General features: G+C 39.3%; 27 protein-coding genes and 12 tRNA genes. 32 read left to right on the plus strand and 7 right to left on the minus strand.

The features are described from left to right. Positions 1-17: 17 nt before the first annotated feature. The 14 genes from ACTJKA_RS06485 to ACTJKA_RS06550 all read left to right on the plus strand — a co-directional run bounded on the left by ACTJKA_RS06485 (position 18) and on the right by ACTJKA_RS06550 (position 3,732). A tRNA-Asp gene (locus tag ACTJKA_RS06485) sits at positions 18-94 on the plus strand. 19 nt (positions 95-113) lie between these two features. Further along, positions 114-189: transfer RNA gene (locus ACTJKA_RS06490), tRNA-Phe, on the plus strand. A gap of 6 nt (positions 190-195) precedes the next feature. Then, positions 196-268, plus strand: a tRNA-Thr gene (locus tag ACTJKA_RS06495). 15 nt (positions 269-283) lie between these two features. Then, a tRNA-Tyr gene (locus ACTJKA_RS06500) sits at positions 284-368 on the plus strand. Positions 369-381: 13 nt separating this feature from the next. Then, positions 382-455 (plus strand) — tRNA-Trp (locus ACTJKA_RS06505). Positions 456-479: 24 nt separating this feature from the next. Beyond that, positions 480-555: transfer RNA gene (locus ACTJKA_RS06510), tRNA-His, on the plus strand. A 9-nt stretch (positions 556-564) separates the two neighbouring features. Beyond that, positions 565-636 (plus strand) — tRNA-Gln (locus ACTJKA_RS06515). Positions 637-643: 7 nt separating this feature from the next. Further along, a tRNA-Gly gene (locus tag ACTJKA_RS06520) sits at positions 644-718 on the plus strand. A 5-nt stretch (positions 719-723) separates the two neighbouring features. Further along, positions 724-794, plus strand: a tRNA-Cys gene (locus ACTJKA_RS06525). A gap of 14 nt (positions 795-808) precedes the next feature. After that, positions 809-897 (plus strand) — tRNA-Leu (locus ACTJKA_RS06530). Positions 898-935: 38 nt separating this feature from the next. Continuing rightward, positions 936-1,017: transfer RNA gene (locus ACTJKA_RS06535), tRNA-Leu, on the plus strand. 254 nt (positions 1,018-1,271) lie between these two features. Further along, positions 1,272-1,697, plus strand: coding sequence for a hypothetical protein (locus ACTJKA_RS06540; protein ID WP_017360396.1), 426 nt, complete (start codon positions 1,272-1,274; stop codon positions 1,695-1,697). 416 nt (positions 1,698-2,113) lie between these two features. Further along, positions 2,114-2,908, plus strand: a complete 795-nt coding sequence (locus ACTJKA_RS06545) for a phosphotransferase (protein ID WP_336749501.1) — start codon at positions 2,114-2,116, stop codon at positions 2,906-2,908. Positions 2,909-3,027: 119 nt separating this feature from the next. Beyond that, positions 3,028-3,732, plus strand: coding sequence for a hypothetical protein (locus ACTJKA_RS06550; protein ID WP_345912171.1), 705 nt, complete (start codon positions 3,028-3,030; stop codon positions 3,730-3,732). A gap of 42 nt (positions 3,733-3,774) precedes the next feature. Here the strand turns inward: ACTJKA_RS06550 and ACTJKA_RS06555 are convergent, their stop codons facing one another. The 5 genes from ACTJKA_RS06555 to ACTJKA_RS06575 form a co-directional block, all read right to left on the minus strand. Beyond that, complete coding sequence (locus tag ACTJKA_RS06555) at positions 3,775-4,320, minus strand: histidine phosphatase family protein (RefSeq protein ID WP_336749504.1); 546 nt, start codon at positions 4,318-4,320, stop codon at positions 3,775-3,777. A gap of 71 nt (positions 4,321-4,391) precedes the next feature. Beyond that, positions 4,392-4,583 carry a hypothetical protein gene (locus tag ACTJKA_RS06560; RefSeq protein WP_008349128.1) on the minus strand — a complete coding sequence of 64 codons (192 nt, stop codon included), beginning with the start codon at positions 4,581-4,583 and terminating at the stop codon, positions 4,392-4,394. A 117-nt stretch (positions 4,584-4,700) separates the two neighbouring features. Beyond that, positions 4,701-4,994 (minus strand): hypothetical protein, encoded by a 294-nt coding sequence (locus ACTJKA_RS06565; protein ID WP_008349126.1) that lies wholly within the window; start codon positions 4,992-4,994, stop codon positions 4,701-4,703. Positions 4,995-5,058: 64 nt separating this feature from the next. Continuing rightward, positions 5,059-5,748 (minus strand): DUF1963 domain-containing protein, encoded by a 690-nt coding sequence (locus ACTJKA_RS06570; RefSeq protein WP_336749506.1) that lies wholly within the window; start codon positions 5,746-5,748, stop codon positions 5,059-5,061. Between the two features lie 18 nt (positions 5,749-5,766). Further along, on the minus strand, positions 5,767-6,570 hold the full coding sequence (locus ACTJKA_RS06575) for a DUF2262 domain-containing protein (protein WP_336749507.1): 804 nt from the start codon (positions 6,568-6,570) through the stop codon (positions 5,767-5,769). Between the two features lie 534 nt (positions 6,571-7,104). On the opposite strand from ACTJKA_RS06575, the gene ACTJKA_RS06580 reads away from it, so the two are divergent. Then, positions 7,105-9,048, plus strand: a complete 1,944-nt coding sequence (locus tag ACTJKA_RS06580) for an LTA synthase family protein (RefSeq protein WP_108611614.1) — start codon at positions 7,105-7,107, stop codon at positions 9,046-9,048. A gap of 156 nt (positions 9,049-9,204) precedes the next feature. Next, on the plus strand, positions 9,205-9,771 hold the full coding sequence (gene lepB, locus ACTJKA_RS06585) for a signal peptidase I (protein ID WP_035703366.1): 567 nt from the start codon (positions 9,205-9,207) through the stop codon (positions 9,769-9,771). Between the two features lie 43 nt (positions 9,772-9,814). Here the strand turns inward: lepB and ACTJKA_RS06590 are convergent, their stop codons facing one another. Beyond that, a complete protein-coding gene (locus tag ACTJKA_RS06590; protein ID WP_008349114.1) occupies positions 9,815-11,107 on the minus strand; it encodes a homocysteine synthase in 1,293 nt (430 codons plus the stop codon). A gap of 265 nt (positions 11,108-11,372) precedes the next feature. Between ACTJKA_RS06590 and ACTJKA_RS06595 the strand changes: the two genes are divergently transcribed. From ACTJKA_RS06595 to ACTJKA_RS06660, 14 genes are all read left to right on the plus strand, one after another. Then, positions 11,373-11,528 (plus strand): FbpB family small basic protein, encoded by a 156-nt coding sequence (locus ACTJKA_RS06595; RefSeq protein ID WP_019743964.1) that lies wholly within the window; start codon positions 11,373-11,375, stop codon positions 11,526-11,528. A 163-nt stretch (positions 11,529-11,691) separates the two neighbouring features. Beyond that, positions 11,692-12,459: an ABC transporter ATP-binding protein gene (locus tag ACTJKA_RS06600; RefSeq protein ID WP_345912172.1), complete on the plus strand. Its 768-nt coding sequence runs from the start codon at positions 11,692-11,694 to the stop codon at positions 12,457-12,459. A gap of 14 nt (positions 12,460-12,473) precedes the next feature. After that, the gene (locus tag ACTJKA_RS06605) at positions 12,474-13,463 is read left to right on the plus strand and encodes an aliphatic sulfonate ABC transporter substrate-binding protein (RefSeq protein WP_336749509.1); all 990 of its coding nucleotides are present in this window, start codon (positions 12,474-12,476) and stop codon (positions 13,461-13,463) included. Between the two features lie 44 nt (positions 13,464-13,507). Next, the gene (locus ACTJKA_RS06610; protein WP_419715764.1) at positions 13,508-14,296 is read left to right on the plus strand and encodes an ABC transporter permease; all 789 of its coding nucleotides are present in this window, start codon (positions 13,508-13,510) and stop codon (positions 14,294-14,296) included. Positions 14,297-14,310: 14 nt separating this feature from the next. Beyond that, positions 14,311-15,453, plus strand: coding sequence for an FMNH2-dependent alkanesulfonate monooxygenase (gene ssuD / locus ACTJKA_RS06615; RefSeq protein WP_345912173.1), 1,143 nt, complete (start codon positions 14,311-14,313; stop codon positions 15,451-15,453). 508 nt (positions 15,454-15,961) lie between these two features. Continuing rightward, positions 15,962-16,795 (plus strand): CatB-related O-acetyltransferase, encoded by an 834-nt coding sequence (locus ACTJKA_RS06620; protein WP_171465754.1) that lies wholly within the window; start codon positions 15,962-15,964, stop codon positions 16,793-16,795. Positions 16,796-17,532: 737 nt separating this feature from the next. Continuing rightward, the gene (locus ACTJKA_RS06625) at positions 17,533-17,655 is read left to right on the plus strand and encodes a hypothetical protein (RefSeq protein WP_345912174.1); all 123 of its coding nucleotides are present in this window, start codon (positions 17,533-17,535) and stop codon (positions 17,653-17,655) included. Positions 17,656-17,771: 116 nt separating this feature from the next. Continuing rightward, positions 17,772-17,984, plus strand: a complete 213-nt coding sequence (locus ACTJKA_RS06630; RefSeq protein WP_003211695.1) for a hypothetical protein — start codon at positions 17,772-17,774, stop codon at positions 17,982-17,984. A gap of 115 nt (positions 17,985-18,099) precedes the next feature. Then, positions 18,100-18,846, plus strand: a complete 747-nt coding sequence (locus ACTJKA_RS06635) for an ABC transporter ATP-binding protein (protein WP_008349096.1) — start codon at positions 18,100-18,102, stop codon at positions 18,844-18,846. Continuing rightward, complete coding sequence (locus ACTJKA_RS06640) at positions 18,824-20,290, plus strand: hypothetical protein (protein WP_213406530.1); 1,467 nt, start codon at positions 18,824-18,826, stop codon at positions 20,288-20,290. The genes ACTJKA_RS06635 and ACTJKA_RS06640 overlap by 23 nt, the downstream gene beginning before the upstream one ends. After that, the gene (locus tag ACTJKA_RS06645) at positions 20,274-21,179 is read left to right on the plus strand and encodes a PqqD family protein (protein WP_265153746.1); all 906 of its coding nucleotides are present in this window, start codon (positions 20,274-20,276) and stop codon (positions 21,177-21,179) included. Before ACTJKA_RS06640 ends, ACTJKA_RS06645 begins: the two co-directional genes overlap by 17 nt. Continuing rightward, positions 21,176-21,457, plus strand: a complete 282-nt coding sequence (locus tag ACTJKA_RS06650) for a hypothetical protein (RefSeq protein ID WP_024719932.1) — start codon at positions 21,176-21,178, stop codon at positions 21,455-21,457. Before ACTJKA_RS06645 ends, ACTJKA_RS06650 begins: the two co-directional genes overlap by 4 nt. Positions 21,458-21,536: 79 nt before the next feature. Then, positions 21,537-22,193, plus strand: coding sequence for a hypothetical protein (locus ACTJKA_RS06655; protein ID WP_268357602.1), 657 nt, complete (start codon positions 21,537-21,539; stop codon positions 22,191-22,193). A 127-nt stretch (positions 22,194-22,320) separates the two neighbouring features. Next, positions 22,321-22,394 (plus strand) — tRNA-Gly (locus ACTJKA_RS06660). Between the two features lie 96 nt (positions 22,395-22,490). Here the strand turns inward: ACTJKA_RS06660 and ACTJKA_RS06665 are convergent. Beyond that, complete coding sequence (locus ACTJKA_RS06665; RefSeq protein WP_156061623.1) at positions 22,491-23,087, minus strand: hypothetical protein; 597 nt, start codon at positions 23,085-23,087, stop codon at positions 22,491-22,493. An 83-nt stretch (positions 23,088-23,170) separates the two neighbouring features. Here ACTJKA_RS06665 and queG point away from each other — a divergent pair, with 83 nt between their 5' ends. Both queG and ACTJKA_RS06675 read left to right on the plus strand, forming a co-directional pair. Continuing rightward, entirely contained in the window at positions 23,171-24,319 is a 1,149-nt protein-coding gene (gene queG, locus ACTJKA_RS06670) for a tRNA epoxyqueuosine(34) reductase QueG (protein WP_026050065.1), read from the plus strand. A gap of 61 nt (positions 24,320-24,380) precedes the next feature. Next, positions 24,381-25,283 (plus strand): amidase domain-containing protein, encoded by a 903-nt coding sequence (locus ACTJKA_RS06675; RefSeq protein WP_050827087.1) that lies wholly within the window; start codon positions 24,381-24,383, stop codon positions 25,281-25,283. Positions 25,284-25,308: the final 25 nt, after the last annotated feature.

The raw sequence follows: 25,308 nt of genomic DNA on the forward strand, positions 1-25,308 counted from the left end.
CAAATTTTTTCTCTAATGGTCCGGTAGTTCAGTTGGTTAGAATGCCTGCCTGTCACGCAGGAGGTCGCGGGTTCGAGTCCCGTCCGGACCGCCATTTTTTAAAAAGAATACTTGGCTCGGTAGCTCAGTTGGTAGAGCAACGGACTGAAAATCCGTGTGTCGGCGGTTCGATTCCGTCCCGAGCCACCACTATTTGCCGGTGTAGCTCAATTGGTAGAGCAACTGACTTGTAATCAGTAGGTTGGGGGTTCAAGTCCTCTTGCCGGCACTGTTTTTCAAATGTGGAGGGGTAGCGAAGTGGCTAAACGCGGCGGACTGTAAATCCGCTCCCTCCGGGTTCGGCGGTTCGAATCCGCCCCCCTCCACCATTTTTATTTTCATAGGGGCATAGTTTAACGGTAGAACAGAGGTCTCCAAAACCTCCGGTGTGGGTTCGATTCCTACTGCCCCTGCCAATTATATGATTCATAACATCTATGGCGGTTGTGGCGAAGTGGTTAACGCACCAGATTGTGGCTCTGGCACTCGTGGGTTCGATTCCCATCAATCGCCCCATTTTATTATTGGGCTATAGCCAAGCGGTAAGGCAACGGACTTTGACTCCGTCATGCGTTGGTTCGAATCCAGCTAGCCCAGTTGATATGCGGAAGTAGTTCAGTGGTAGAACACCACCTTGCCAAGGTGGGGGTCGCGGGTTCGAATCCCGTCTTCCGCTCCAATTATGGCGGCATAGCCAAGTGGTAAGGCAGAGGTCTGCAAAACCTTTATCCCCGGTTCAAATCCGGGTGTCGCCTTTTTTGAAAAGACTGCCGGGGTGGTGGAATTGGCAGACACACAGGACTTAAAATCCTGCGGTAGGTGACTACCGTGCCGGTTCAAGTCCGGCCCTCGGCACCATTTTTTATTTATTATAAGTTGCGCTCTTTAATGATCATGCCGGTGTGGCGGAATTGGCAGACGCGCACGACTCAAAATCGTGTTCCTCACGGAGTGCCGGTTCGACCCCGGCCACCGGTATCTAGTTTAAGATATTCTTTATTATCGTCAATTACAGAAGAATTAAGGAATATTAACGTTTAAAACGTCTTTCTACAAATTGTAGGAGGGCGTTTTTTATTTGTTGTTTAGCTGATTTTTCACACGGAAAAATTACTTCAAATCGTGTTCAAAGGAGATTAACTTTTACTTTATTGATGGTTACCTTATGATTAAACTAAAGGGGCAGGACAATTGAAGATGGATTGGATCAATTGTACATAGGAGGTGTTGTAATGATTACGGTTAAAAATGCTGAAAGTTATCTTAAAGATAGCATCGGTGAAGATACCGATGAGATAAATAAGGTTTGGGAAACATTTAAGGCTTTTTCAAAGGAGACCGTTGAGGGCGAAGAAGATAAAGAAATTTTATTTCAGTGTGGTGTCTATGATTTTACAGGAGAGGAACTATTTCATCTTGATTTTGTACGTCAGTTTACAATTTATGAAGAAGATGATTATTCTCACATGGAACAACTGCACTGTGAATTTTTATTTAAACCAACAAGCGAGTTAAAAAAGTTAAAGGTAGTAGAAGAATGGTCAATGGATTATGACGATATAGATCATTTTTTTCATCATATTGAAAGTATTCATGAGTTTAAAATTCCTTTGACTTTAAAGCCGATAAAATCAGCAATATATCAAGAAGAACTTTAATTCTTATTTCATTAACGGCTGCTTTACTTTCAGAGAGTATACCTTGCCTTTTTGGACTCATTTATCACGGAGTGTCGGTTCGACTCCGGCCACCGGTATCTATTATAATTTTGTTTTTTACCGTGAACCTAACGTTTCACCCTCGTGGTGAAACGTTTTTTTGTGGTTTAAATGAGTTATTTAGATGAAAATAGAATCCTATTAGAATAGAATGAGCATGTACTAATTTTAACAGAATAAACTTTTGATGATTTGCAACATTTGGTACGATACATTTAACCATATAAGGAAACAGAATGGATTGGCGCATTCACATAAAACAGTGAATTACCTTTGTGTAACTAAATGAATATTTGTGGGTACATGCACATCTTTAGCTGGCATCATCATTGTGACCCAAGTTTGGGGGAGAATTTATGAAAAAACAAAATGATCATGAAGAGTTATTGACAGGTGGAAATGTCTCCAACGTATATCGTTCGGGAGATACGGTTCGCAGAGAGGGAAAGTCAGACAATATGAATATACAAAAGCTGCTAAAGCATTTAGAAAAAAAGAATTTCTCCTATGCTCCAACGTTTTTAGGGGTTGATGAAAAAGGTAGAGAGATCTTGTCCTTCATTGAAGGTGTAGCCGGTCATGATCCCTTAAAAGAATACATGTGCTCTCACAATGCTTTAAAAGAAATAGCGAGAATGCTTAGACTGTATCATGATGCTGTTAGTGATTTTCCCATTTCAGACGATTGGGAACGAATGGACAATACGCCTAACAACATAGAGGTTGTGTGCCATAATGATTTTGCGATGTACAATATTATTTTCAAAAATAAAAAGCCAGTGGGAATCATTGATTTTGATGTAGCTGCCCCTGGTCCAAGGCTTTGGGATATTGCATATACCCTTTATACATGTGTGCCTCTCAGTAGACTTTTTCGCACTGAAACAGGGGAGGTCGTGAATTATCATTCATTAGAGCATGCAGCCCATATAAAGTATAGAGTCAAACTGTTTTTTGAAGCTTATGGTGAGGACATAGCAGAAGATTATGTGGATATGGTGCTGCTGCGTTTAGAAGGTTTATGTCAATACATGAAGCGAAAAGCGAGTGAAGGGGATAGAGCTTTTCAAAAAATGATTCATGAGGGGCACTTTGAACATTATCAAAAAGACATACAATTCATTCATGAGCACAGAAAAGAATGGGTTTGAGGATGCCAAGGGTTTTATAAAAGAAAAAGGACAACTCATCTTTTTACTAGTTTCATGTGGATGTTACAATTGGTTATAATAGTTCAATAGAATGAATGTAAAGAGGCGGAGTTGTTATCTTGCAAACGAAGACGATATTACAGACTATTATTGAAGATGAGCGATCACATGATTATCCGCTTTTTAGACAGTACTGTGTCAGGAAAGAACAGGGTCTGCGTAAAGATGCGTTAAAGGTTCTTCAGTCTTTTGTTGAAGAGATGAATAAGAACGAATTTACAGCACGGCGTTCATTTGTTGCTTGGCTGTTTGATTACATTGAACGTTTTGAGGATGGTCATCATTTGCTTGTGTATCCATTGGTAAATGGGGTGATCCACCCTGTTCTTCAAGAGTGGGAAAATATTGATCCAACGGATGTGAGACCGTATCGATGGCAAGGCTTGTTTGTGCATCAGGAGGAAGGGCTGCCCTATTTATTGAAGGCATTAGAGATGGGAGGCAGCAAAGAGCAGCGAGTGATTGTCCAAATTTGCGAAACCTATTTCTCGGCTTTGTGGTATTCGTTCCATCATATACATGAAGATCTTTATTTAAGCACCTATGAGAAAGATCATGAGCGAATTCAAGGGATTCAAGATGTCATGAAACTGATCGAAGATAAAAAGGTTCAAACCAATGTTGAAAAACTAGCAGTCTACTATAACCAGCTTTTATCGGACTGGAAGGAATTTCAGCAGACGGAGACAAGAGGCTTTGTGAAATGGTGTGCGGATCGTAAGAAGCCCTATGAGTGGGTACAGACATTTTACTATCACCAATAGTTGTTTTTCATAAGAAAAAGGCAGGGGTCAACTCTGCCTTTTTTATTTATGCCATATTCTTTCTATTTCTACATGGCCTGGTTTAAAATATTTCAGGATGTAGACATCTGGATTGCTTAGTTGTTCCCACTCCTTGAATCCAATTGCAGGATCGGCGTGTTTTAGAAGCAGGCTCATAATATTGCCATGAGTGGCGAATAAAGTATGATCTCTTCCTAATTTTATTTGTTCATAGAGTGCCTCTACAATACGATTCATCGCTTCTTGGCTTGATTCTCCGCCTTCACATGTCATATGCAAGTCCGAAAAACTGAGCTTTAGTTTTTCATACCAATCCTTCATTGGTTGACTGCTTAACCTACGTTCAGAGAGACGCTTATCCATTTGTACCTTTATTTGTTTGGCATGAGCAAGGGGCTCAACGGTTTGAATCGCTCGTTTATAAGGACTTGAGATGATGTGGTTGAGCTGAATGCCGGAAAAAAACTGTGCGAGTTCATGCGATTGTGTGATGCCTTGAGGCGTTAAAGACGCATCCTCGGATTGTCCATCTGCTTGACAGTGTCTGACGAAATAATATGTCTTCATAGGGGGTACACCTTCCTCTAAGTATAAAAAAATCATCCAATATTGGATGAGGGTTCACGAAAGTTTAGGTTCTATTTGTTCGTGTCTGCTTCTTTGTATGGATCTATCAGTTTTGAGGTTAGGTCTAAGTTGAACAAAAAATCATCTACGGTGTCTGTGCCAAAGGGAAGAGTGGAAAAGTTAATTGGGATGCTGTCTTCTTGCGTATCTGAAGTAATCGGCTGTTTGTGCTGCTTTTTTCTCCAGTTCTTAAACAAGCGCATGTGAGGCCCCCTTTTCTAAAAAAAGATGGATTTATACATAATATACGGGGAGAGTTGTCCGAGCGTCAATTGTTTTCTTCAAAAGGATTTATTACATTTGTACGAAAAGAGCCACAGCTAAGTGCGGCTCTTTCCATGTTTTGACATGGCACGGTGTATGGCTTGTTGTACCTTTCGTTCGCATCTGATGTTGTATGGTTTCTTATGGAGTTTACTCGTCTTAAATTGACCAATTACACGGCGGACTCCTTGATCATAAATGATCAGCTCTCTGCTCGTTTGATCACTTAATAACGCTTGAAACCAGCTGTATTTTTTTAGCTGTGCTGCATTTCGTGATATATCATCTTCATCTACCTGTAAAAAAGGGATATACAGAGCAAGATTGAAGATGTCTAAAATGAATCCCATATTACCTGCCCCCTTCATATCGTTTATTACGTTTAGAAAGGGGAATGGTTCCATACAATTGGTTTTAAAAACAATCCCAGTGCATGAACCATTCTTTATTGTCTTTGTCGTAATAGAAATACATCGTGCCGTTATCACCAATCATGAACCGAGGTTTTTCTTCTGAAGCGATTTGTAGCATGAATTCTCCTGACATCTGGTGGGGAGGAGATTGGATGTAAGCTCCGTATCCACCGATTTTTGTGAACGAGTAGTTTGAGTAATGCTCGAAGAAATGATCTGTCGCTTCTTCACTTTCATTAACCTCTGATAAGTCAACGTATGACCAAGCTTCCTCCCAGCATGGATAATCCGGTTGTTCCCCTTCGAGCCACTCTATCTGGAAAGGCTTAATTCCTTTCACTTCTTCAGGGGTCTCAGCGATTTCTAATCCTTCCATTGATGAATATTCAATGAGTTTCCAGCCCTCACCGTTTTTGGCGATATCGATCGGAAGGGTTTTCTTGTTGATGAAAATTTGAATCATCTTACATTCATCAAAGCCGTTCATTCCCCCTGGTACTTCGGGTAAATACATTTGTAAAATGGGAATCATAGCTCCATCTTGGTCTGCCGGCCACCCTTTATCAAGTTGGATGAAAAAATGACCAGCAAACCAGCTGTACTTAGAAGGATCAGGGCGAAACCCGCCTATTTTGGCTACAATAGGTGTTTTTCCTAGTTGATTTAATTCGTCAAAAGCTTTGATCTTCATTTATCCATCCCCCATTCTTTAGCCAGCAATGTGTGCATCTTGAAACGTTCCATTCATATTGCCAGAGACAATGATGACATGTCCCCAAAATAAATCTCCGTCATGATAGTAGGCTTCGAATTCTCCATTTGGATAAGCATGGAGGCTTTCAAGTGAAATGCGGCTGATAAATTGATCCGGTGTGATCTCTTCTGAATTTTCAGCGGAGTCGTCTTGTTCCTGCCAATCTTTTGCTAGTTCAATCAGCTGATTTGCTGCATATGACTTCATGGAGGCATCCCATGTTGTCTGCTCTTCTACGAGTTGTCTAGCCGTTTTCAGAGAGTCATTCATTTCTTCCTCTTCTTCAAGATTGAAGTAAAGAAGGCACTCCTCATTGCCCCACTGGATGGTTGTTTCAAATAAGTCTAGTCCTTTCACTAATTCAAAGGTACCCAGCTTGTCATCGTGGTAAAAGATAGGTTGTTGAGCTTCTTCTAATATTTCTTGAAGTTCCTTATCTTCAGTATCTGTATCAACAAGTGAAACGAGCATAAATTCACCTTCACCTTTACGTACTTGAAGTGTGACGATAGATTCTTTATGTAATTGCGCTTGTTTTTCTCGTAATCCCTTTTCATCTGTTAACCAGCACAGTCTCACTTTTTCGGTTATGATGCGGTCTTTTTCCTTCCATGCAATGAGCGGGATTGAAGCAGTCCAAAGAGTCTCTTTTCCTGCTTTTCCTGCGCCGACTCCAGAAGGTCCTGTAACAGTCACGATTTCTATCACTTCTTCTGAGAATCTTTGTTCAAATATGTTGATTTGTTTGTTTGATTTCATAGGATGTCCCCCAGCTTGATTTATTTGATGGAGCTATACCTTTATCACACCTTACATTGGTAGGGGAAATCAAGCTTTTTTTACTTAAAACTGTTTTTTAGGTTTGTGGCAACAGAGAGGATACATGGATTGCTGGAGGTTGAGTCACAATAAAAAAGCAAATCGGTTCGGATTTTGTATAAATTTGGCTAAGTGAGTCGAAAAGCCTAGGTGATTCTTCCTTTTCTTTATAATTACTTTGACACGATTAGATGAAAAAAGTAAAGTAGTACTGAGTGATTTACAAAACCTTCATCATTCTCTGAAACATGAAGCGGCAGTAAATTTAATGTAAATGGATATTTTTCCTTTTATTTACTCGTGTTTTTTTTGAAACTTATGATGCTTCTTATTCGTTATATTAAAGGAGCACATGTAACCTGCGGAAAAAAGAGCATCGGAATACTTGGTGCAGAAGATTTACATTTGCAAAATCAATGTAAATTTTTTATGATTTCATTTATATCAGATCGAAAATAAGAAAGAAGAGGTTTTATGAAAAAAATATTTGCGAACAAATATAGCTTTTTTGTTTTGGCTGTCCTTTTATTTTGGGCAAAATCGTACACAGCCTACAAAATGGACTTTAATTTAGGAGTGAAGGGATCTTTTCAAGAGGGGCTTCTCTTATTAAATCCATTCAGTTCAGCCATCGTGTTTTTAGGACTTGCTCTCTTTTTGAAGGGGCGTAAATCGGCCATTGTTTTAATTGTCATTGATTTTATTATGACCGCACTTTTATATGCGAATGTAGCGTACTATCGTTTCTTTGATGATTTTTTAACATTCCCGACAATGAAACAAGCCGGTAATCTTGGGGGAGGTATGACCGGCGGTGTGTTAGCAAGTATTAAGCCGCATGACCTTTTGTACTTCCTTGATATCATCATTTTAATTGCCATTGTCATTTGGAGACCAGAAGTGAAGAAGTTCCAAATGAAAAAAACTTTCGCACTGCTGATTGTGGCTGCAGGTGTTGGACTATTCTTCGTTAACCTACACTTAGCTGAAAAAGATCGTCCAGAATTATTGACGAGAACATTTGATCATAAGTACATTGTGAAATATTTAGGTGTTTATAACTATGCGATTTATGACGGCGTGCAAACCGCACAAAATGCAACGCAGGTAGCAAATGCGAGTAGTGATGATTTAACGGATGTCGTGAACTATACGACCTCTCACTATGCGAAACCAAATGCAGAATACTTTGGTCAAGCAAAAGGAAAAAACATCATCAAAATCCATTTAGAAAGCTTCCAGTCATTTTTAATTGACTACAAGTTAAATGGAGAAGAAGTGACGCCGTTTTTAAACAAACTAGCTCATGGAAAAGAAGATTTTACGTATTTTGACAACTTCTTCCACCAGACTGGTCAAGGGAAGACTTCTGATGCTGAGCTCATGATGGATAATAGTATGTTTGGCTTGCCAGAGGGTGCAGCGTTTGTGACAAAAGGTGAAAATACCTTCCAATCACTTCCTGCCATCTTAGATCAAAAAGCAGGCTATACGAGTGCAGTGCTTCACGGGGATTATAAATCTTTCTGGAACCGTGACACGATTTATAAACATATGGGAATTGATCAATTCTTCGATGCATCTTATTACAACATGGATGAAGAAAACCTTGTAAACATGGGTCTGAAGGATAAACCATTCTTTAAAGAATCAATCCCAATGTTAGAATCAATGAAAAAGCCATTTTATGCACACTTAATGACATTGACCAACCATTATCCATTTAATCTAGATGAGAAAGATGCGACAATTGCTAAGGCAACAACTGGCGATAAAACAGTGGATAATTATTTCCAAACAGCGAGATATTTGGATGAGTCATTAGAACAATTCTTTAAGGACTTGAAAAAATCGGGTCTGTATAAAGACTCAGTGATTCTATTATATGGTGACCATAATGGAATTTCTGAGAACCATAACCGTGCAATGAGTGAGATTCAAGGGAAAGAAATTACGCCATATCAAAATGCACAAAATCAGCGTGTACCGCTCATGATTCGTATCCCTGGGAAACAAGGCGGCGTGAATCATACGTATGGCGGTGAAGTAGACGTGATGCCAACGCTTCTTCACTTACAAGGTATTGATTCAAATGAGTACGTGAATTTTGGAACAGATTTATTCTCTAAGAAGCATGATCAAACTGTTGCATTCCGTAACGGAAACTATGTGACACCAAAATATACCCTTGTAGATAATACGGTCTACGATACAAAAACGGGTAAAGTGGTGAAACAAAACAAAAAGACAGAAGCGATTAAAGCCCGTGTTGATAATCAGTTAAGCCTGTCAGATAAAGTACTGTACAGGGATCTTCTTCGATTCCATAAGCTATCTGATTTTAAACCAGTAAATCCATCTGATTATTTCTATGGTAAAACAAACAAAGAGACAGAAACGGATTCTTCTGCTAACTAACTGAGTTTTGGGCAAGCACAGAAAGGTGCTTGCCTTTTTCTCTCTTACAGCTTGATTTGTTGGCAAAATATGTTTATATTTAGGGAGAAACAAGCGTGGCGCTAGCGGTCAGCTGGCGATAACTCATTTTGTCCTAGGGGATTTCAGGAGGAGCTTATGACAACAAATACAAAAACACAAAAAAAGAAATCAGAATTATGGGGCTGGATCAAAGCCATCTTAATCGCATTTATTGCTGTTTTTATCATTCGTAACTTTTTATTCGCACCGTATATTGTGAAGGGGACTTCTATGGAACCGACACTGCATAATACAGAGCGGGTGTTTGTGAATAAAACAGTCGATTACTTCGGCGATTATAAACGCGGACAGATCATTGTTCTTGATGGGGAAGACCGCAGTACTCACTATGTGAAACGATTGATTGGTTTACCTGGTGATAAAATCGAAATGAAAAATGACCAGCTATATGTGAACGGTCAAAAAGTGGCGGAGCCTTATTTAACATCAAACAAAAAGAAAGCTGCCGCAGATGGCACCTTGCTGACACCTGATTTTGGTCCTCTTACAGTCCCTAAAGGAAAGTACTTTGTCATGGGTGACAATCGCCAAAAGTCAATGGACAGTCGCAATGGTTTAGGTCTTTTTACAAAGAGTGACATTCAAGGGACAACATCATTCGTGTTTTATCCCGTCCAAGATATTCGGTTAATCAATCACTAATCAATAAGAAAAAGCACACAGGCGTGTGCTTTTTTTTGTTTGGTTAAGACTGACTTTTTGAAATCGCCTGTTCTAGATCTGCCAGAATATCTTCAATCGCTTCAGTTCCAACAGATAAACGAATAAGTTCTGGTGTCACCCCTGTGGCTTTTTGCTCTGCTTCACTTAATTGCTGATGCGTTGTGCTGGCAGGGTGGATGATGAGTGACTTAGAGTCGCCTACGTTTGCAAGATGTGAGAAAAGCTGAACCGAATCAATGAGTTTTTTTCCTGCGTCTTTGCCACCTTTAATGCCGAATGTGAGGATGGCACCTTGTCCTTTTGGTAAATAAGTTTGAGCCAGCTCAAAGGATTCATGGCCTTCAAGACCTGGATAGCTGACCCATTCTACAAGAGGATGATCTTGTAAAAATTGAGCTGTCTTCAATGCATTTTCACTGTGGCGTTCAAGGCGAAGATGCAATGTTTCTAAGCCTTGCAAGAGTAAAAATGAGTTGAATGGTGATAAAGCCGCCCCTAGATCACGTAAGAGCTGTACACGTGCCTTTGTGATATAAGCCGCTTCGCCAATCGCTTCCGTATACGTCAGGCCATGATAGCTTGGGTCTGGTTCAGTCAGGCCTTTGAACTTATCGCTATCACTCCAAGGAAACTTGCCGCTGTCGACGATGACTCCGCCAATGGATGTGCCATGGCCGCCGATGAATTTCGTCGCTGAATGGACAACAATGTCTGCACCAAATTCAATCGGTCTTAACAAATAAGGGCTGGCAAGTGTGTTATCCACAATTAGAGGGATATGGTGCTTGTGTGCAATGGCTGATACGGCTTCAATATGTAAAATGTCGCCTTTTGGATTTCCGATGCTCTCTGCATACACTGCTTTTGTTTTATCTGTAATGGCTGCTTCAAGTTCTTCAAGGTTTGAGGAATCCACAAACTTTACTGTTATTCCAAGCTTTTTCAAGGTATGAGCAAATAAATTATATGTGCCGCCATACAGACTGCTGGAGGATACGATTTCGTCACCAGCTCCTGCAATGTTTAAAATGGAGTAAGTGGTCGCTGCTTGTCCTGAGGAGACAGCAAGTGCACCAATTCCACCTTCAAGCTCAGCGATCCGTTTTTCAAACACATCATTTGTCGGGTTCATAATACGTGAATAAATATTACCGGGTTCCTGAAGTCCGAATAAATTCGCCGCATGCTCACTATCTCTAAAACCGAAAGAGCTTGTTTGGTAAATAGGTACAGCTCTTGAATAGGTGGCTGAATCCAGTTCTTGACCTGCGTGTATTGCTTTTGTTTCTAAACGAAATTGAAGTTCTTCTGACATGTGTGTATCCTCCTTTTGTTAGATAAAACCAACTACTTTAATAAGAAATATTTAATAAGACTATAAATCTTGTTTACTGCCCGGTCAATCATTTTTTAGATAAATCTGAAAAAACAATAAATATAGTTGACATGTCGGAATAGTATGTATTAACATAAGCATACTGAAAATACCAACAAGAATCGCTGATCGGTCAACCGAAGGCTCGTTCACTCAAGCATGAGTGAAGGGCCTTTTTTTATTTTAATCAGGAGGGAAGTTGAAGATGGAGAAAAAGAAAAAACGAAAAAAATACAGAAAACATTTGGATATCACATTAGACATTTTGATTGAGCGAAACAAATATGAGATTTACAGCAATCAAGAACGAATAGAAGCCATTTACGATCGTATTGATGAAAAGCATACAAGGTCGAAATAACTATTTTATAAAATACAGTTGATTTATAGGAATAATATGATTTAGGATGGTGCTAACAACTCAATATGAATAGCTGATCGGACAACACGAAGGCTCTTATCTCTATTTTTGGGATAAGGGCCTTTCTGTGTATCTATCTGATGACAAGAGGAGTGAACTTGCATTGACTATTTCCGTTGATATTGTGGATAAGTCTTTTTGGAAAGACAAACAAACCATTCAAGTGCTTGAAAACGTAAGGTTCACCATCGTTCCTGGTGAATTCGTGACGGTGATTGGTCCGAGCGGTTGCGGGAAAAGTACATTGATGAAGATGATTGGAGGGCTTGATACAGATTATGATGGGCAGATCGTGATAGGAGAAAGGCGTGTGGTAGAACCAGGAATGAAACAGGGCTTTATCTTTCAAGAGCATCGCTTGTTTCCATGGCTGACGGTCGAAGAAAATATCGCTGCCAATTTCAATTTAAAACAGGTGGCTGTTCGCCGCAAAGTGGATGAATTAATTGAAATTGTTCGGTTAAAAGATTTTGAACACGCCTATCCACATGAGCTTTCAGGCGGGATGTCACAACGTGTTGCTATTGCAAGAGCACTCCTGCGTGATCCGGAGATTTTATTGCTTGATGAACCTTTTGGTGCGCTAGATGCATTTACACGGAAACACTTACAGGATGTGCTGCTGGATATTTGGCAGGAGAAAAGAACAACGATGGTGCTTGTCACTCATGATATTGACGAATCCATTTATTTAGCCAATGAAATTGTGCTGTTACAAGCAAGACCCGGCCGAATTCATAAAATCCTTCCCGTGAACTTACCATTCCCGAGGAATAGAACGTCAACAGCTTTTCAGAGCTTAAGACAAAAGGTGCTTTCAGAATTTGAGAAAACAGATGAGCTGTTACTGACGAATGGCTCAGGAATTTAAGGAGGTCAAATCGAATGAAAAGGCAAAAAAGGATCGTTCTCTTTCTGGGTATCCTCCTTGTATTAGCTGGGTGTGGTCAAGCAGCGAATGGATCAGAAGACAAGCCGAAAGAGGTTCGGATTGGGATTCAGCAAAGTCTAAGCCCACTTCTTTTAGCAAAGGAAAAAGGGTGGTTTGAGCAATCATTTGAAAAAGAAGGTATGAAAGTCAAGTGGGTGGAGTTCCAAAGTGGTCCTCCCCAATTCGAAGGGCTCGCCGCCAATCAATTAGATTTTTCACAGGTTGGTAATTCACCTGTTATAGCTGGTCAGGCAGCAGGTATTGATTTTAAGGAAATTGGTTTATCTCAGGATGGGTTAAAGGCGAATGGGATTTTAGTGAATAAGAACAGTGAGATTCAAAAAGTAGAAGATTTAAAAGGGAAAAAAATCGCCGTTGCCAAAGGAAGCAGTGGTTTTGACTTTTTATACAAAGTATTAGATCAGGTAGGTTTATCTGCAAAGGATGTCCAGATCATTCAGCTTCAGCCGGATGAGGCAATATCTGCGTTTGAAAATGGGTCAGTTGATGCTTGGTCGATCTGGGAGCCGTTCTTATCACTTGAAACGATAGAAAAGGGAGCAAAGCTACTGGTTAATGGAGAAGCGACCGATTTATATTCACCTGGATTCACACTTGTCAGAACCAAGTTTGCCGATGAGTACCCTGAACTAGTGGTGCAATTTTTAAAAGTATATGACAAAGCGGTGAAATGGCAGAAAGATCATCAACAGGAAGCCATTACACTTTATGCTCGTTTGAAACAATTAGATCAGAAGGTGGTGACACAAGTATTAAACAATACAGAGCCGCTCAATGAGCCCATTTCTAAGAAGATCATAAACGCCCAGCAGCATACAGCTGATTTTCAATATCAAACAAAGGCGATACAGCGGAAGATTGATGTCAATCAGGTGGTAGATAATTCGTTTATTGAAAAAATGCTGAAAGAGGAGAAGAGTTGATGAAAGCTGCATCTAACCCAGCCCTTGTGACTAAAACCGAGCGAATGAAGAAAAAAAGGAGAAAAGCTTCATCCTTCATCATATTAAAAGGACTTGTATTACCTGCTTTACTCATTGCGATTTGGCAGGGAGCTGCTGCTTCCCAAATCGTTTCTTCTACTGTACTACCTGCACCCACTGTCATTGCGGAATCTTTTCGTGAGTTGATTCGTTCCGGTGAGCTGTTTGGCCATCTTTACATCAGTCTCTACCGAGCAATATGCGGGTTTTTACTTGGGGGAGGTTTAGGACTTGCGATGGGTCTGTGTGTCGGTTTTTCTAGGAAAACCGAGCAGTATGTAGATCCGACCTTGCAAATGCTGAGAACAGTTCCTCATTTAGCGGTGACTCCTTTATTTATTCTTTGGTTTGGTTTTGATGAATCAGCGAAAATTTTATTGATTGCACTTGGGGCTTTTTTTCCGATCTATATCAATACCTTTCTAGGAATTCGCAGTGTAGATAACAAGCTGTTCGATGTGGCTCGCGCTTTAGAGTTTAATCTGTATCAAAATATCACAAAGCTCATTTTACCTGCTGCCCTTCCTCATATTCTTCTGGGCGTGAGGCTTTCATTAGGCATTGCCTGGCTTGGTTTAGTGGTGGCTGAATTGATGGGGTCGAGTAGTGGAGTTGGCTACATGATTATGGATGCAAGACAATTCTCGCAAACGGATAAAGTGTTTGTAGGGATTATCATCTTTGCGGTAGTTGGTAAGATGACTGATTCATTTGTACGGCTGTTAGAAAAGCAACTGCTCAAATGGCGCACAAGTTATCAAGGTGAAAAATAATAGGAGGCGATATGATGAATATTCTATGGTTTATTCCAACGCATGGGGATGGGCGTTATTTAGGATCATCGAAAGGGGCAAGACAGGCAGACTATCCGTATTTTAAACAAATTGCTCAAGCTGCCGATCAGCTTGGGTACACAGGGGTCTTGCTGCCTACTGGTAGATCTTGTGAAGATCCATGGCTGACAGCGGCCGCTTTAGCTGCAGAAACAACTCATTTAAAGTTTCTTGTGGCTCTTCGGCCAGGGTTGATGCAGCCGTCTGTTGCTGCTAGAATGACCTCCACATTTGATCGGCTTTCAGGCGGGAGACTGCTGATCAATGTTGTAGCGGGAGGAAGTAAAGAAGAACTTGAAGGAGACGGGCTATTCATTTCTCATGATGAACGCTATGAGGCAACAGAAGAATTTTTGACCATCTGGAAGCGGTTATTGAAAGGAGAGAATGTTCAGTTTCAAGGGAAGCATCTGCAAGCACAAAATGGACGTCTGCTATTTCCACCAGCTCAAACACCACATCCACCCGTTTTTTTTGGAGGATCATCAGAAGCAGGCATTCAAGCCGCTGCAAAACATACAGATGTTTATTTAACTTGGGGCGAGCCGCCTGCACAAGTAAAAGAGAAAATCGCACAAGTGAAAAAGCAGGCTGAAAAGGAAGGAAGAACGGTGAGGTTTGGTATTCGACTTCATGTGATCGTGAGAGAAACGGAAGATGAAGCTTGGCAGGCAGCGGAACATCTGATTCGTCATTTAGATCAAGTGACTATTGATGAGGCGCAAAAGACTTTACAAGGGATGGACTCAGTAGGGCAAAAACGAATGGTTGAATTACATCAAGGGAATAAAGAGAAGCTTGAAATTAGCCCTAATCTTTGGGCGGGCATTGGCTTAGTTAGAGGCGGGGCAGCAACAGCACTCGTCGGGGACCCGCATACAGTAGCAGAACGTATAATAGAATATCAGTCTCTAGGTATTGATACATTTATATTTTCTGGATACCCGCACCTAGAAGAAGCTTATTATTTAGCAGAGCTTGTTTTCCCGCTCCTTCCATTCAAGAGATCAGGGGATACAGGACTCTCTGTGCCAGCTGGTGAAATCATTGGGAACAATCATTTTCCTGATACGACATCAGCTACAAGTTCCTCATAAACCCAAAAGCAAAGCAGTCATTTAAGAGCTGCTTTGCTTTTTTATAGAGAGACTATGAAAGTTAAAGGTGGGAAGGTCTTTTTTTCTAAATAAACCTTCTTATATATACATATTTTTAGTAGTGTAAGAAGAAAGGAGTGCTTATATTGGATAAATAGACTCATCAGTAAATGAAGCAGAACAAAAGAGACAGGCTATACTAGTTCTCATTCGTTAGAAGTAATTGAAGATATTCTGGCAGACCTTGAACAAGCTATTAAAAAAAGCGGGTCTTAATGAAATAAAAGGTTCTTTGTGTACTGTAATGATGTTGTGTTTCTCTTTATTTTTTCATATATTATAATTTTATTTTTTTATGTGATAATACTCGGTCGAACCCTAAGGTGCAAGCTATTTTCAAACCACTATAAGTACAGGTTTTATTGTCTGTTTAAATCCAAAAAATAACTTTAATTTATTTTGTATTTATGTTACAATATGCCCATTATGTAGAAGAAGGAGATGCTTCATGTCAACCATTATTAATCATGTTGAATTTTTCACAGACAATCTTATTTCTTCCCGTTCGCATGCTCTATCAGCTTTAAAATATAGTGGGAGATTCGAGAGTATTTTGAACAAGAAGAAAATATACACCTATCCGAGATTTCCTGGTCATCAACGTTTAAAAGAAGGCCAAACTTTTTTGGTAGGACAAAATGCTGTAATTGAACCATACACAATGTTTCTTCAAGGCGCACATTTCCATTCTATGGGTGCCTTTAGTTCATCAAATAGCGCTTTACCAATTAACACTATTGTCGGTCGTTATTCTTCAATAGCTCAGAATATTGATCGCTTTTTTGGTAATCACCCAACTAATAGATTTACTACTTCCATGTTGACTTACGACCAGAATGTGACAACTTTTAACGATTACTTATCTGAAAGCCAAAAAAGCTTTTACTATGTTCCTAATCCAAGTCCAAATGCGTCAGCAATTGTAATTGGTAACGATGTATGGGTTGGGCAAGATGTGCGTTTTTCTACAACTGGTATTACTGTAGGAGATGGTGCTATTATTGCAGCTGGTTCCATTGTTACCAAGGATGTACCTCCATATGCAATTGTGGGTGGAACCCCTGCTAAGTTAATAAAATTTCGTTTTCCTCCACATATTGTTCAAAAACTAATGAACTTAAAATGGTGGCAATATGCCTACGGTGATTTTTCAACGGTAAGAGCTGATGATGATATAGAAACTTTTATTGATAAAGTAACAGTTCTTGTTGAGTCTGGTGCAATTAAACCATTTATCCCTGAGGTGGCAACCATTAAGGATTTTATAGAATCTGAAAATTAAAGCAAGAAGAGAGCTTGTTCATTAGCTTTTGAAAGTTTCTGTTGCCAGTGATCTGAATAAAGTTTAGTGATTTTGTATGTCAGAAAGATATAGAAAGGTTTTATGAGATTTCTTATTTAATCATATACATAATTAAATGGATACTTAATAATCAGCCTTTCTACTTTCTTATATATACAAACAAAAATTTCACACTAAAAAATTTTATACAATATTAGCATCATCCTACACTTCTCTCAATCTTTTTAACCTTACTTTGTATTACTTCTTTTAATAACTTTAAAGCTCTCTTTGTTCCTCCTACAAAAGTTTTTATCCCTATTTTTATTTGTTTTAATATCTATTGATATCCCTCCAACCTATTCAACTTTTAACTTGCCTTTAAGCGTCGACAGAAAATCGTTATTCTATGTTAGGTTTTATAAAGAGAGGATTATATTATTTTTGAAAATGATGCGCTCTTTAAATTTTAGTATTAATTAGTTAATTAATCAGAATTATTCTTAAAGAAATCTTTAAGATTGGAAGGGCTTTTTTTTCAATCAATTTTCTTGTATATACATATTTTAAGAGACAAGAGAAGAAGGAAAATATGCTCACTCTTTTGTCGGAATTATCAGTTAATATGTCGTATTTGATGTGTTAACGACATATAATTAGGACTTTTATATCTGATGTATCGGGGGAATTCTTTCTATCTCAAAAAAATGAAAGATTAAATAGAAGAGATGATGAAAATGAACTATTTGAAAAAAGGCAGAAAAAAGATGGATTTATTGACAATATATGGGTTCGATGGTTCTTATGTTGTGGTGAAAAATAGTAAAAAAGGGAGTATTTATACAGTTGAACATGAATAATTGAATAAAAAGTCACATTTTACACGAAAATATGTTCGGTCAAAAATGGGATCTTCTGTTGATGTTTGGAGTGTGACGCCTATGATACGATCATCATAAGCTGGGAGGTGAAAAGTATGACTTATGCAGCGCCGCAAGTTGACTATTCCACTATGGAACCTGCTATTATGGACCAAGCTTGGTTCTTAGTATTTGTTGCTGTCCTTCTTGGATTGGGAGCAACAGTTGTTCTAGGAGCAGCAGTTTGGTGTTTAGCAAACGGCAAGGGGAGCTTTACAGGAGCCGTTCAGTGGGAAAGTGGCTTAAAAGTCCAAATTGAATGTAAGTAGCTATACTTAGGATTCATCTTTTTACTTCTTAGATAAGACACCAGGGCTAAACCGTCTGTGGCGGGCGGTTTAGCCTGATCTGTTTTTAAAGAATATGCAGACACTTGGAGGTTATATGTTTACGATCGAGAATTTAACCAAGACGTATAAAAATAACGTGACTGCTGTCAATGATTTTCATTTGAAAATTGCCCCTCATCAAATCGTTGCTGTGGCTGGACCAAATGGATCCGGTAAAACAACGATGATTAACTGTGTACTCGGCATCATTAAGCATACAGAAGGAACCATTCATATCAAGGATGTCACAAATGATGATCCATCCTTTAAAAAACAAGTCGCCTATGTTCCAGATGATCTGCTGCTCCCTGAAGCATTGACTGGTGCTGAATATTTAGATTTTGTTTCTTCTATGTATGAATGTAAAACAATTCAAAGAAGAAATCAACTAATTGAATTGTTTGATATGGAATCAGCTTTATCAAGACCGATTGAAACCTATTCCCATGGAATGAAAAAAAAGACACAGCTGATTGCTGCCTTTATGCTTGAGAGTCAATTAGTGATCATGGATGAGCCCTTTAGAGGACTTGATATTGAAGCGGTTATAAACACAAAGAAACTGATGAAACGTTATGCCGAGCACCATGGTGCAATCTTGCTTTCAACGCATGATATGCTTTCAGCGGAAGAGCTGTGCCACAAGATCGCCATTATTTCTAAAGGAAATAAAATGGATGAAGGGACGGTTTCAGCCTTAAAAGAAAAGTATCAATCAAGCACATTGGAACAGGTGTTTCTGAAAGCTTCAATGTTAAGTGATAGGGGTGCACATTTTGATGAAATCATTAATCATTTCTAAAATGATGCTTAAAATGTGGCAGCAGGAGATGTATAAGCTCTTTGATACTCAAACGAAGCGAATCATTGTGGTCTTATTCTTTTTGTTTGCAGTCACAATGGGAGCCATCATCGGATACAGTTTTACGGGTGTCTTTATGAAGGCTTTCTTAAATGGAGATGAACGTTCACTTGGGTTGTTGGTTGTGTCGATGGCAATCAATGCATCCATTTTTACAAGCTTGTTATTTGTGCTGATCAAAGTCAGAACACCTGAACAAGATCGTTTTTCTATGCAGCTCAGCTGGTTTCCGCTGTCTACCTTTCAAAAAAGTCTTGGTTACTTCATTCCGATGGTGACAGTCGTGACAGGGCTTGTTTTATTTTTCATCGGGATCTTGCTTTTACCTAATTTTATTGCACAAGGGATCGGTATTTTCTTTATTCTTACGTTCTTTTTGATGGTGCTGTTGCAATCGCTCTTTGTCTTAACACTGCTTCAGCTCATTTACAACGTGACTTATTTACTCGTACTAAAATTAAAATTACCGTTGCAAAAATTTGCAGCGATATTTGTTTTATTAGCGCTAGTTGTAGCGTATGGAATGACACATTTCGACATCAATCAAATACAGCAATCATATGTACAGTTTGATTATCATTTGATGTATTTTACAGCACCGTTTTTCTTAGCGGCACAAGGGATGTCTCCTGACGGGGTGAATTATGCGATGTTGATCCTCTTCATCCTATTATCTGCGGGAGGCGCATTTATTTCTCTTTCTTTAATGCCAATTATGGCTGAGAAAAAAGCGTTAACCTTTCTGCACAAACTGCCATTTTCATCTTCGAAAAAGTGGTCACTCATTGTAAAGGAAATAAAGTCACAAGTGAGAAATGAAGAAAATATTTTAAACTTTCTCATCCTCCTTATTGTCATTTTATTTGTCCGTTATCAGTTTGCCTTCCGCTTTGAAGGAGAAGCTTTTTTTGTCTTATGTGCGCTAGCTGGGTTAACAGCTTTTAATTCATTTGGCAATGACAAACGTATGCTTGGGATGTATAAAACGTTTGGTCTAAGGCCGTGGGAAGTGGCTCTTTATAAGTTTCTCGGACTTTTGCTCGTTGGTGTGATCCAAATTGTTTTATTTATGATCACAACACTGACGCTCCCGGATCAGATATGGATCGTGTTGATTGGCGCTGCTGTCTTGTGTAATGCAACGGCTCTCTTTTATGTGGTAGGTATTTTATTACCCCTTGATCGAAATAATCCTTACACAGGTATTTTCTCGTTCGGAGCGCTTATTTTAATCATGATTCCGATTGTATTTATTGGAAACTATGTGATAGGGGAATCGAGTCAAATGCTTCAGTGGCTGCTTGTGGCAGGATTTGAATGTCTGCTCATCTTTGCCATATATAAAGGTTTTTCATGGAGGTATTCACATGATTCAACTTCTTAACAATAAGCTAAAGATTGAGCGGGTGCCGGCACTTGCGCCATATGTGACTTTACAAAAAAGGCATTTGACTGATACGCAGTACGGAAGCTCACTTCCAATTAACGAAAGTGCATATCATATGTTAACGAAAGTGGATGGTCAAAGGACAGAGGCGAGTATTACGGCAGAGCTCGCCGATTTGTTTCAGGTCGATGAGTCTGTGATTGCCCGCGATTTTTATCAATTGATGATGGGGCTGAATCAGCATCACTTGCTGTCGATTCATTATCAATCGCCATCTCGGACTGTCACAGCCTTCTGTCAATTTTTTAAGCAGTATCAAGTAAAGATGAAAGAGCGGTTTGACTGCACGGGTCATTCATTTCTTCACATATTGGGTACGGCTCTGCTGATGGTGACGCGCAAAATCATCTTTTTCTGGGTGCTCTTTATGATCATGGCGGGAATCGCCTTTTTATTTATTCCTGATCCATCGATTGCAGCCATTGCAATATATTTTACGATTATTTATTTTGGATTAATTACTGGAACTGCCTTGCATGAGGCGGCACATGGGTATGCACATCGGAAGTTCGCCGGCCGGGATGGTCCTCAAGGCTTTTTTGCGAGCGATATGATGTCTGTGAAATTTGTGAGGCCTGTTTTAGATCCGTTTCAGAAAAAACAGGTGTGGATTACACTGCTTGGTCCGCTTTTGCCGGGGCTCATTGGCGCAGCCGGAATCATTGTGACTGTTTTATTTCTAAAAGAAAATCCAATTTCGACAGGGTTTTTCATTTTTTCAATCACGTATTTTATTCAATTACTCTACCTTCTTCCGTTTATGGGGGATGGTAAGTCTATTATGAAGCAGTTATTGCTTGGTGGAATGGGAGGACAACGATCATGAACGTTCAGGCAATGAAACAAGGTGCAATTGTTGGCAGTTTCCTAGGTTTCTTAGGTTTTCCGATGTTGACCATTGGTGTTCTGTTCTATCACTTATTTCAATCAAAAACAAATAATGAATTATTATTTAACAGTCTTGCTTTTGAGATGGAAGGTTCGTCTGCATTTACGTTCCAAATCAAACCAAACTTTTTTATTTATATGGTTGTCATTTTTGTTGTCAGTTTTCTCATTGTGGCATTCCTATCAGCCATGAAACAGAAAAAAGCGAAAGATTAGGAGAATTTTCCTAATCTTTTTTTGTATAATCAACCAAATTTTAGTATAATGAAGAATAAAAATACTAAAGGGGATATCAATGATTAAGAAATGGAGCATTCTTTTATTGACTGTTTTTCTATTAGCAGGATGCGGCGAGAAGGCCGAAGAAACCACGCAAACCGAGAAGACGGTATCTACAATAAACACGGAGTCTGCTATAAAGAAGCAAGTAACGATCGAACAAATGAAACTGACAAAAAAAGAAAAGAACTTACTAGAAGCATCAACCACTAATGAAAAGGTGGCTTTAACAATAAAAGGATTAACAAAGAAGGATAAGAGTATTACGTTTATCGGGAGCCACTACAAAAATGGCCGGCTAGTTGATAAGGAATCATCTTCTTCGACTTTTACGTTACATCAGGATGGAACTGACCAAACGATGAATATACTTTTACAATTAAGAGATGAGAAAGATACATATGAATCACAATTTAGTATGTGGTCAGACAACAAGAATGAGGGAATGACAAAAGCAACAGCAAGTTTTCCGTTCAAAGTAAGTGATTATGTTTTTTCTGCACAATCTGATACTGTCAAAGTCTCTTCTGGAGGAAAGGCACTGATTGCATATACAGCGGCAATGGGAAAAGACGGGAATTCACCGATGCTTGAAAGGATTGAGAAAAATCCTAAACAAGCGCTGAAGAATAAGTCACATGCCTACTTATTTTATATCCAGCTAGACAAATAACTATCGTAATATATATGGAGAATATGAAATTTTTTGACGAAAAATCTTCATATTCTCTTGACGAATTGTTAAGAAAGTTGTAACATAATAAAAGTCAACGCAATGACGTTGTCTTTAAAAGATTGATGCGGGTGTAGTTTAGTGGTAAAACCTCAGCCTTCCAAGCTGATGTCGTGAGTTCGATTCTCATCACCCGCTCCAATACATAATTTTGTTTATAACGCAGTATTTCGTTTCATAGATAAACGAAGTGTTGCGTTTTTTATTATGTCAGTATAATGTAAAAAGCACTGTGACCTACAGTGCTTTTTCAATGAGTTCATATTTACTTTCTCCACCATGTATTTGTATAAACATCTTCGTCAAGGATTGTATAAGCGCCTCACTCTTTTCCCGGGAAATAGATGGTGGGAAGAGAATGATTTGAAGAATGCTTTTTGTGTCTTGAGAAATTTGAGCTTTACTTGCTTGAGAAAATAACCCTTTAAGCTCTGCGCCATCCTGCCATTCAATATGACCAGTTTCATTTTTGGATAATGAAAGAGGCCCTTTCAATTGATCGGCATCTAATGTAAGGATAGGCAAGAAATATTTTAGTGAAAAAAATATCGACAAATCCTGTACGGAATTGGTCGAGTCAATAAATTGTTCTTTTTGAATATCAGCAAGAAGCGGAAGAAAGGGGATACCTTCTAGATGATTCGTCCATTCTTTGATCGCTGGTACTTCTTCCAAAGTTTGATCTTCATATTCAAAAAACAAAGATTCTTGAAACAGGCGCAGTCGGCCTTTTAACATTTGAGGGGATTTTCCTATCTCAATATGTGAATATTCAATCTGTCCAACATGGATAGACGGGCTTTGAGGTTGGGAGATTTCCAGTTGTATCTTCACAGTGACTCACTCCAATCGGTCATGATACACTCGTATTATACTGAAAACAACTGAAGAAACAAAGAAAGGAGGTTTGCAAGGTGATTCATGTTGGACAATTAAAAGAAGAATTAATTCAATATGCGAACGAAATTGGTGTCGATAAAATTCGATTTGCAAGTGCTGATACATTTGATTCATTAAAGGACCGCCTCATCTTACATGAATCGTTAGGGTATTTGTCCGGTTTTGAAGAGCCTGATATCGAAAAACGAACAAATCCTGCTTTGCTGCTTCCAAAAGCAAAATCAATTGTCGCCATTGCGCTCGCATACCCTTCCAAAATGAAAGATGCTCCCCGAAGTACAAAGGATGCAAGAAGAGGGATTTTTTGCAGGGCTTCATGGGGAACTGATTATCATGTTGTGCTGAAAAAAAAGCTCGACATGCTTGAAGAATTTTTGCGCAGTAAACACGAAGATATACGGACAAAATCAATGGTGGACACAGGTGAATTGTCTGACCGTGCTGTAGCCGAACGTGCTGGCATTGGCTTTAGTGCAAAGAACTGTATGATTATCACACCAGAGTTCGGATCTTATGTCTATTTGGCTGAGATGATCACAAATGTTCCATTTGAACCGGATGAGAAAATAGAAGACCAGTGCGGAACTTGTAATAAATGTGTGGATTCATGCCCAACGGGTGCTCTTGTGAATCCAGGCCAGCTCAATTCTCAAAGGTGTATTTCGTTTTTAACACAGACAAAAGGTTTTTTACCTGACGAATTTCGCTCGAAAATAGGGAATCGGTTGTATGGATGTGATACGTGCCAAACGGTCTGCCCAATTAATAAAGGGAAAGACTTTCATCTACATCCTGAAATGGAGCCGGACCCTGAAATTGCAAAGCCACTCTTAAAGCCACTGCTGACAATCAGCAATCGTGAGTTTAAAGAGAAGTATGGTCATGTTTCTGGATCATGGCGAGGGAAAAAGCCTATTCAGCGGAATGCCATTTTGGCACTTGCTCACTTTAAAGATACATCTGCTTTGCCAGATTTGGTTGACCTGATGCATAAAGATCCAAGACCGGTCATTCGAGGCACGGCTGCTTGGGCAATCGGTAAAATTGGCGATGGTCAGCAGCTTTCAGAACTCGAAAAAGCCCTTGAACGGGAAAGTGATGAAGAAGCAAAACAAGAGATCATCAAAGGGATTGAATTGTTACAAACACCTTTAAATACTAAATAACCTCCCATTGAACATAGAATGAACCAAACAGAGATGTTAAAAAAAGTTTGGTGGTGTCTGTGTGAAACAATTATTAGAACAAACGTTAGAAGACAGACTGGCATATTTATTAAATGGCAGTACGATCAAACAGCCGCAGCTGATGTCTGATGTGGACGCTGTGGAGCGAAAGAAAGAGCTGTTTGCAAGAAGACAAGTTGAGATTGTCAAGGCGAAAGCAAAAGCAAAACTTCTCGATTCAGCTATTCAAGATGATGGAGCTCAGCAAATACAATATCTCGCTCACCTCACTTATGTCTGTAAGGATATAGACGATTCTTTTTATTTAGAGGAACAGGTTGAGAAAAGAGAAGCGTTTCTTTATAACGACATGCTTGTGAAAGATCGGATGATGTTAGAAGAACGACAAAAGGAAGATCAGGTGGATGAGCGCTTCCAAAACGAAGACCAATTTGGAAGAGCTTTTCACTATGACCGGCGTGCAGCTGTTCAATATGCTGAAACGTATTGGAATAAACGGAATCCAGCCTATAAAAATTTTGAAGATAACTGTACGAATTTTATTTCACAATGTCTAAAAGCAGGGAATGCGCCAACGAGAGGATATCCGAACCGTGGATCTGGCTGGTGGGTTCGTCCACATACGTGGAGTTACAGCTGGACGGTGGCACATTCGATGAAAAATTATTTAGCCAATTCCAAAGCGGGGTTGAGAGCGAAGAAGCTCAAGGAACCGCAGGAGCTTCAAATAGGTGATGTGATTTGCTACGATTTTGAGGGTGACGGTAGGTATAATCATACAACCATTGTCGTTGATCATGATAAAGGCGGAATGCCGCTTGTGAATGCACAAACGTATGACAGCCGTATGCGTTACTGGTCGTATGAAGATTCAACGGCTTATACACCTAGTATTCGTTATACGTTTTTTCACATTTTGGACGATGCTCCAAAGGATAGTTAATGGTATAATGTTGAGCGGAAAAGAA

This window comes from Bacillus sp. 22190 (assembly GCF_052045575.1).
Taxonomy (GTDB): Bacteria; Bacillota; Bacilli; order Bacillales; family Bacillaceae; genus Bacillus; species Bacillus altitudinis.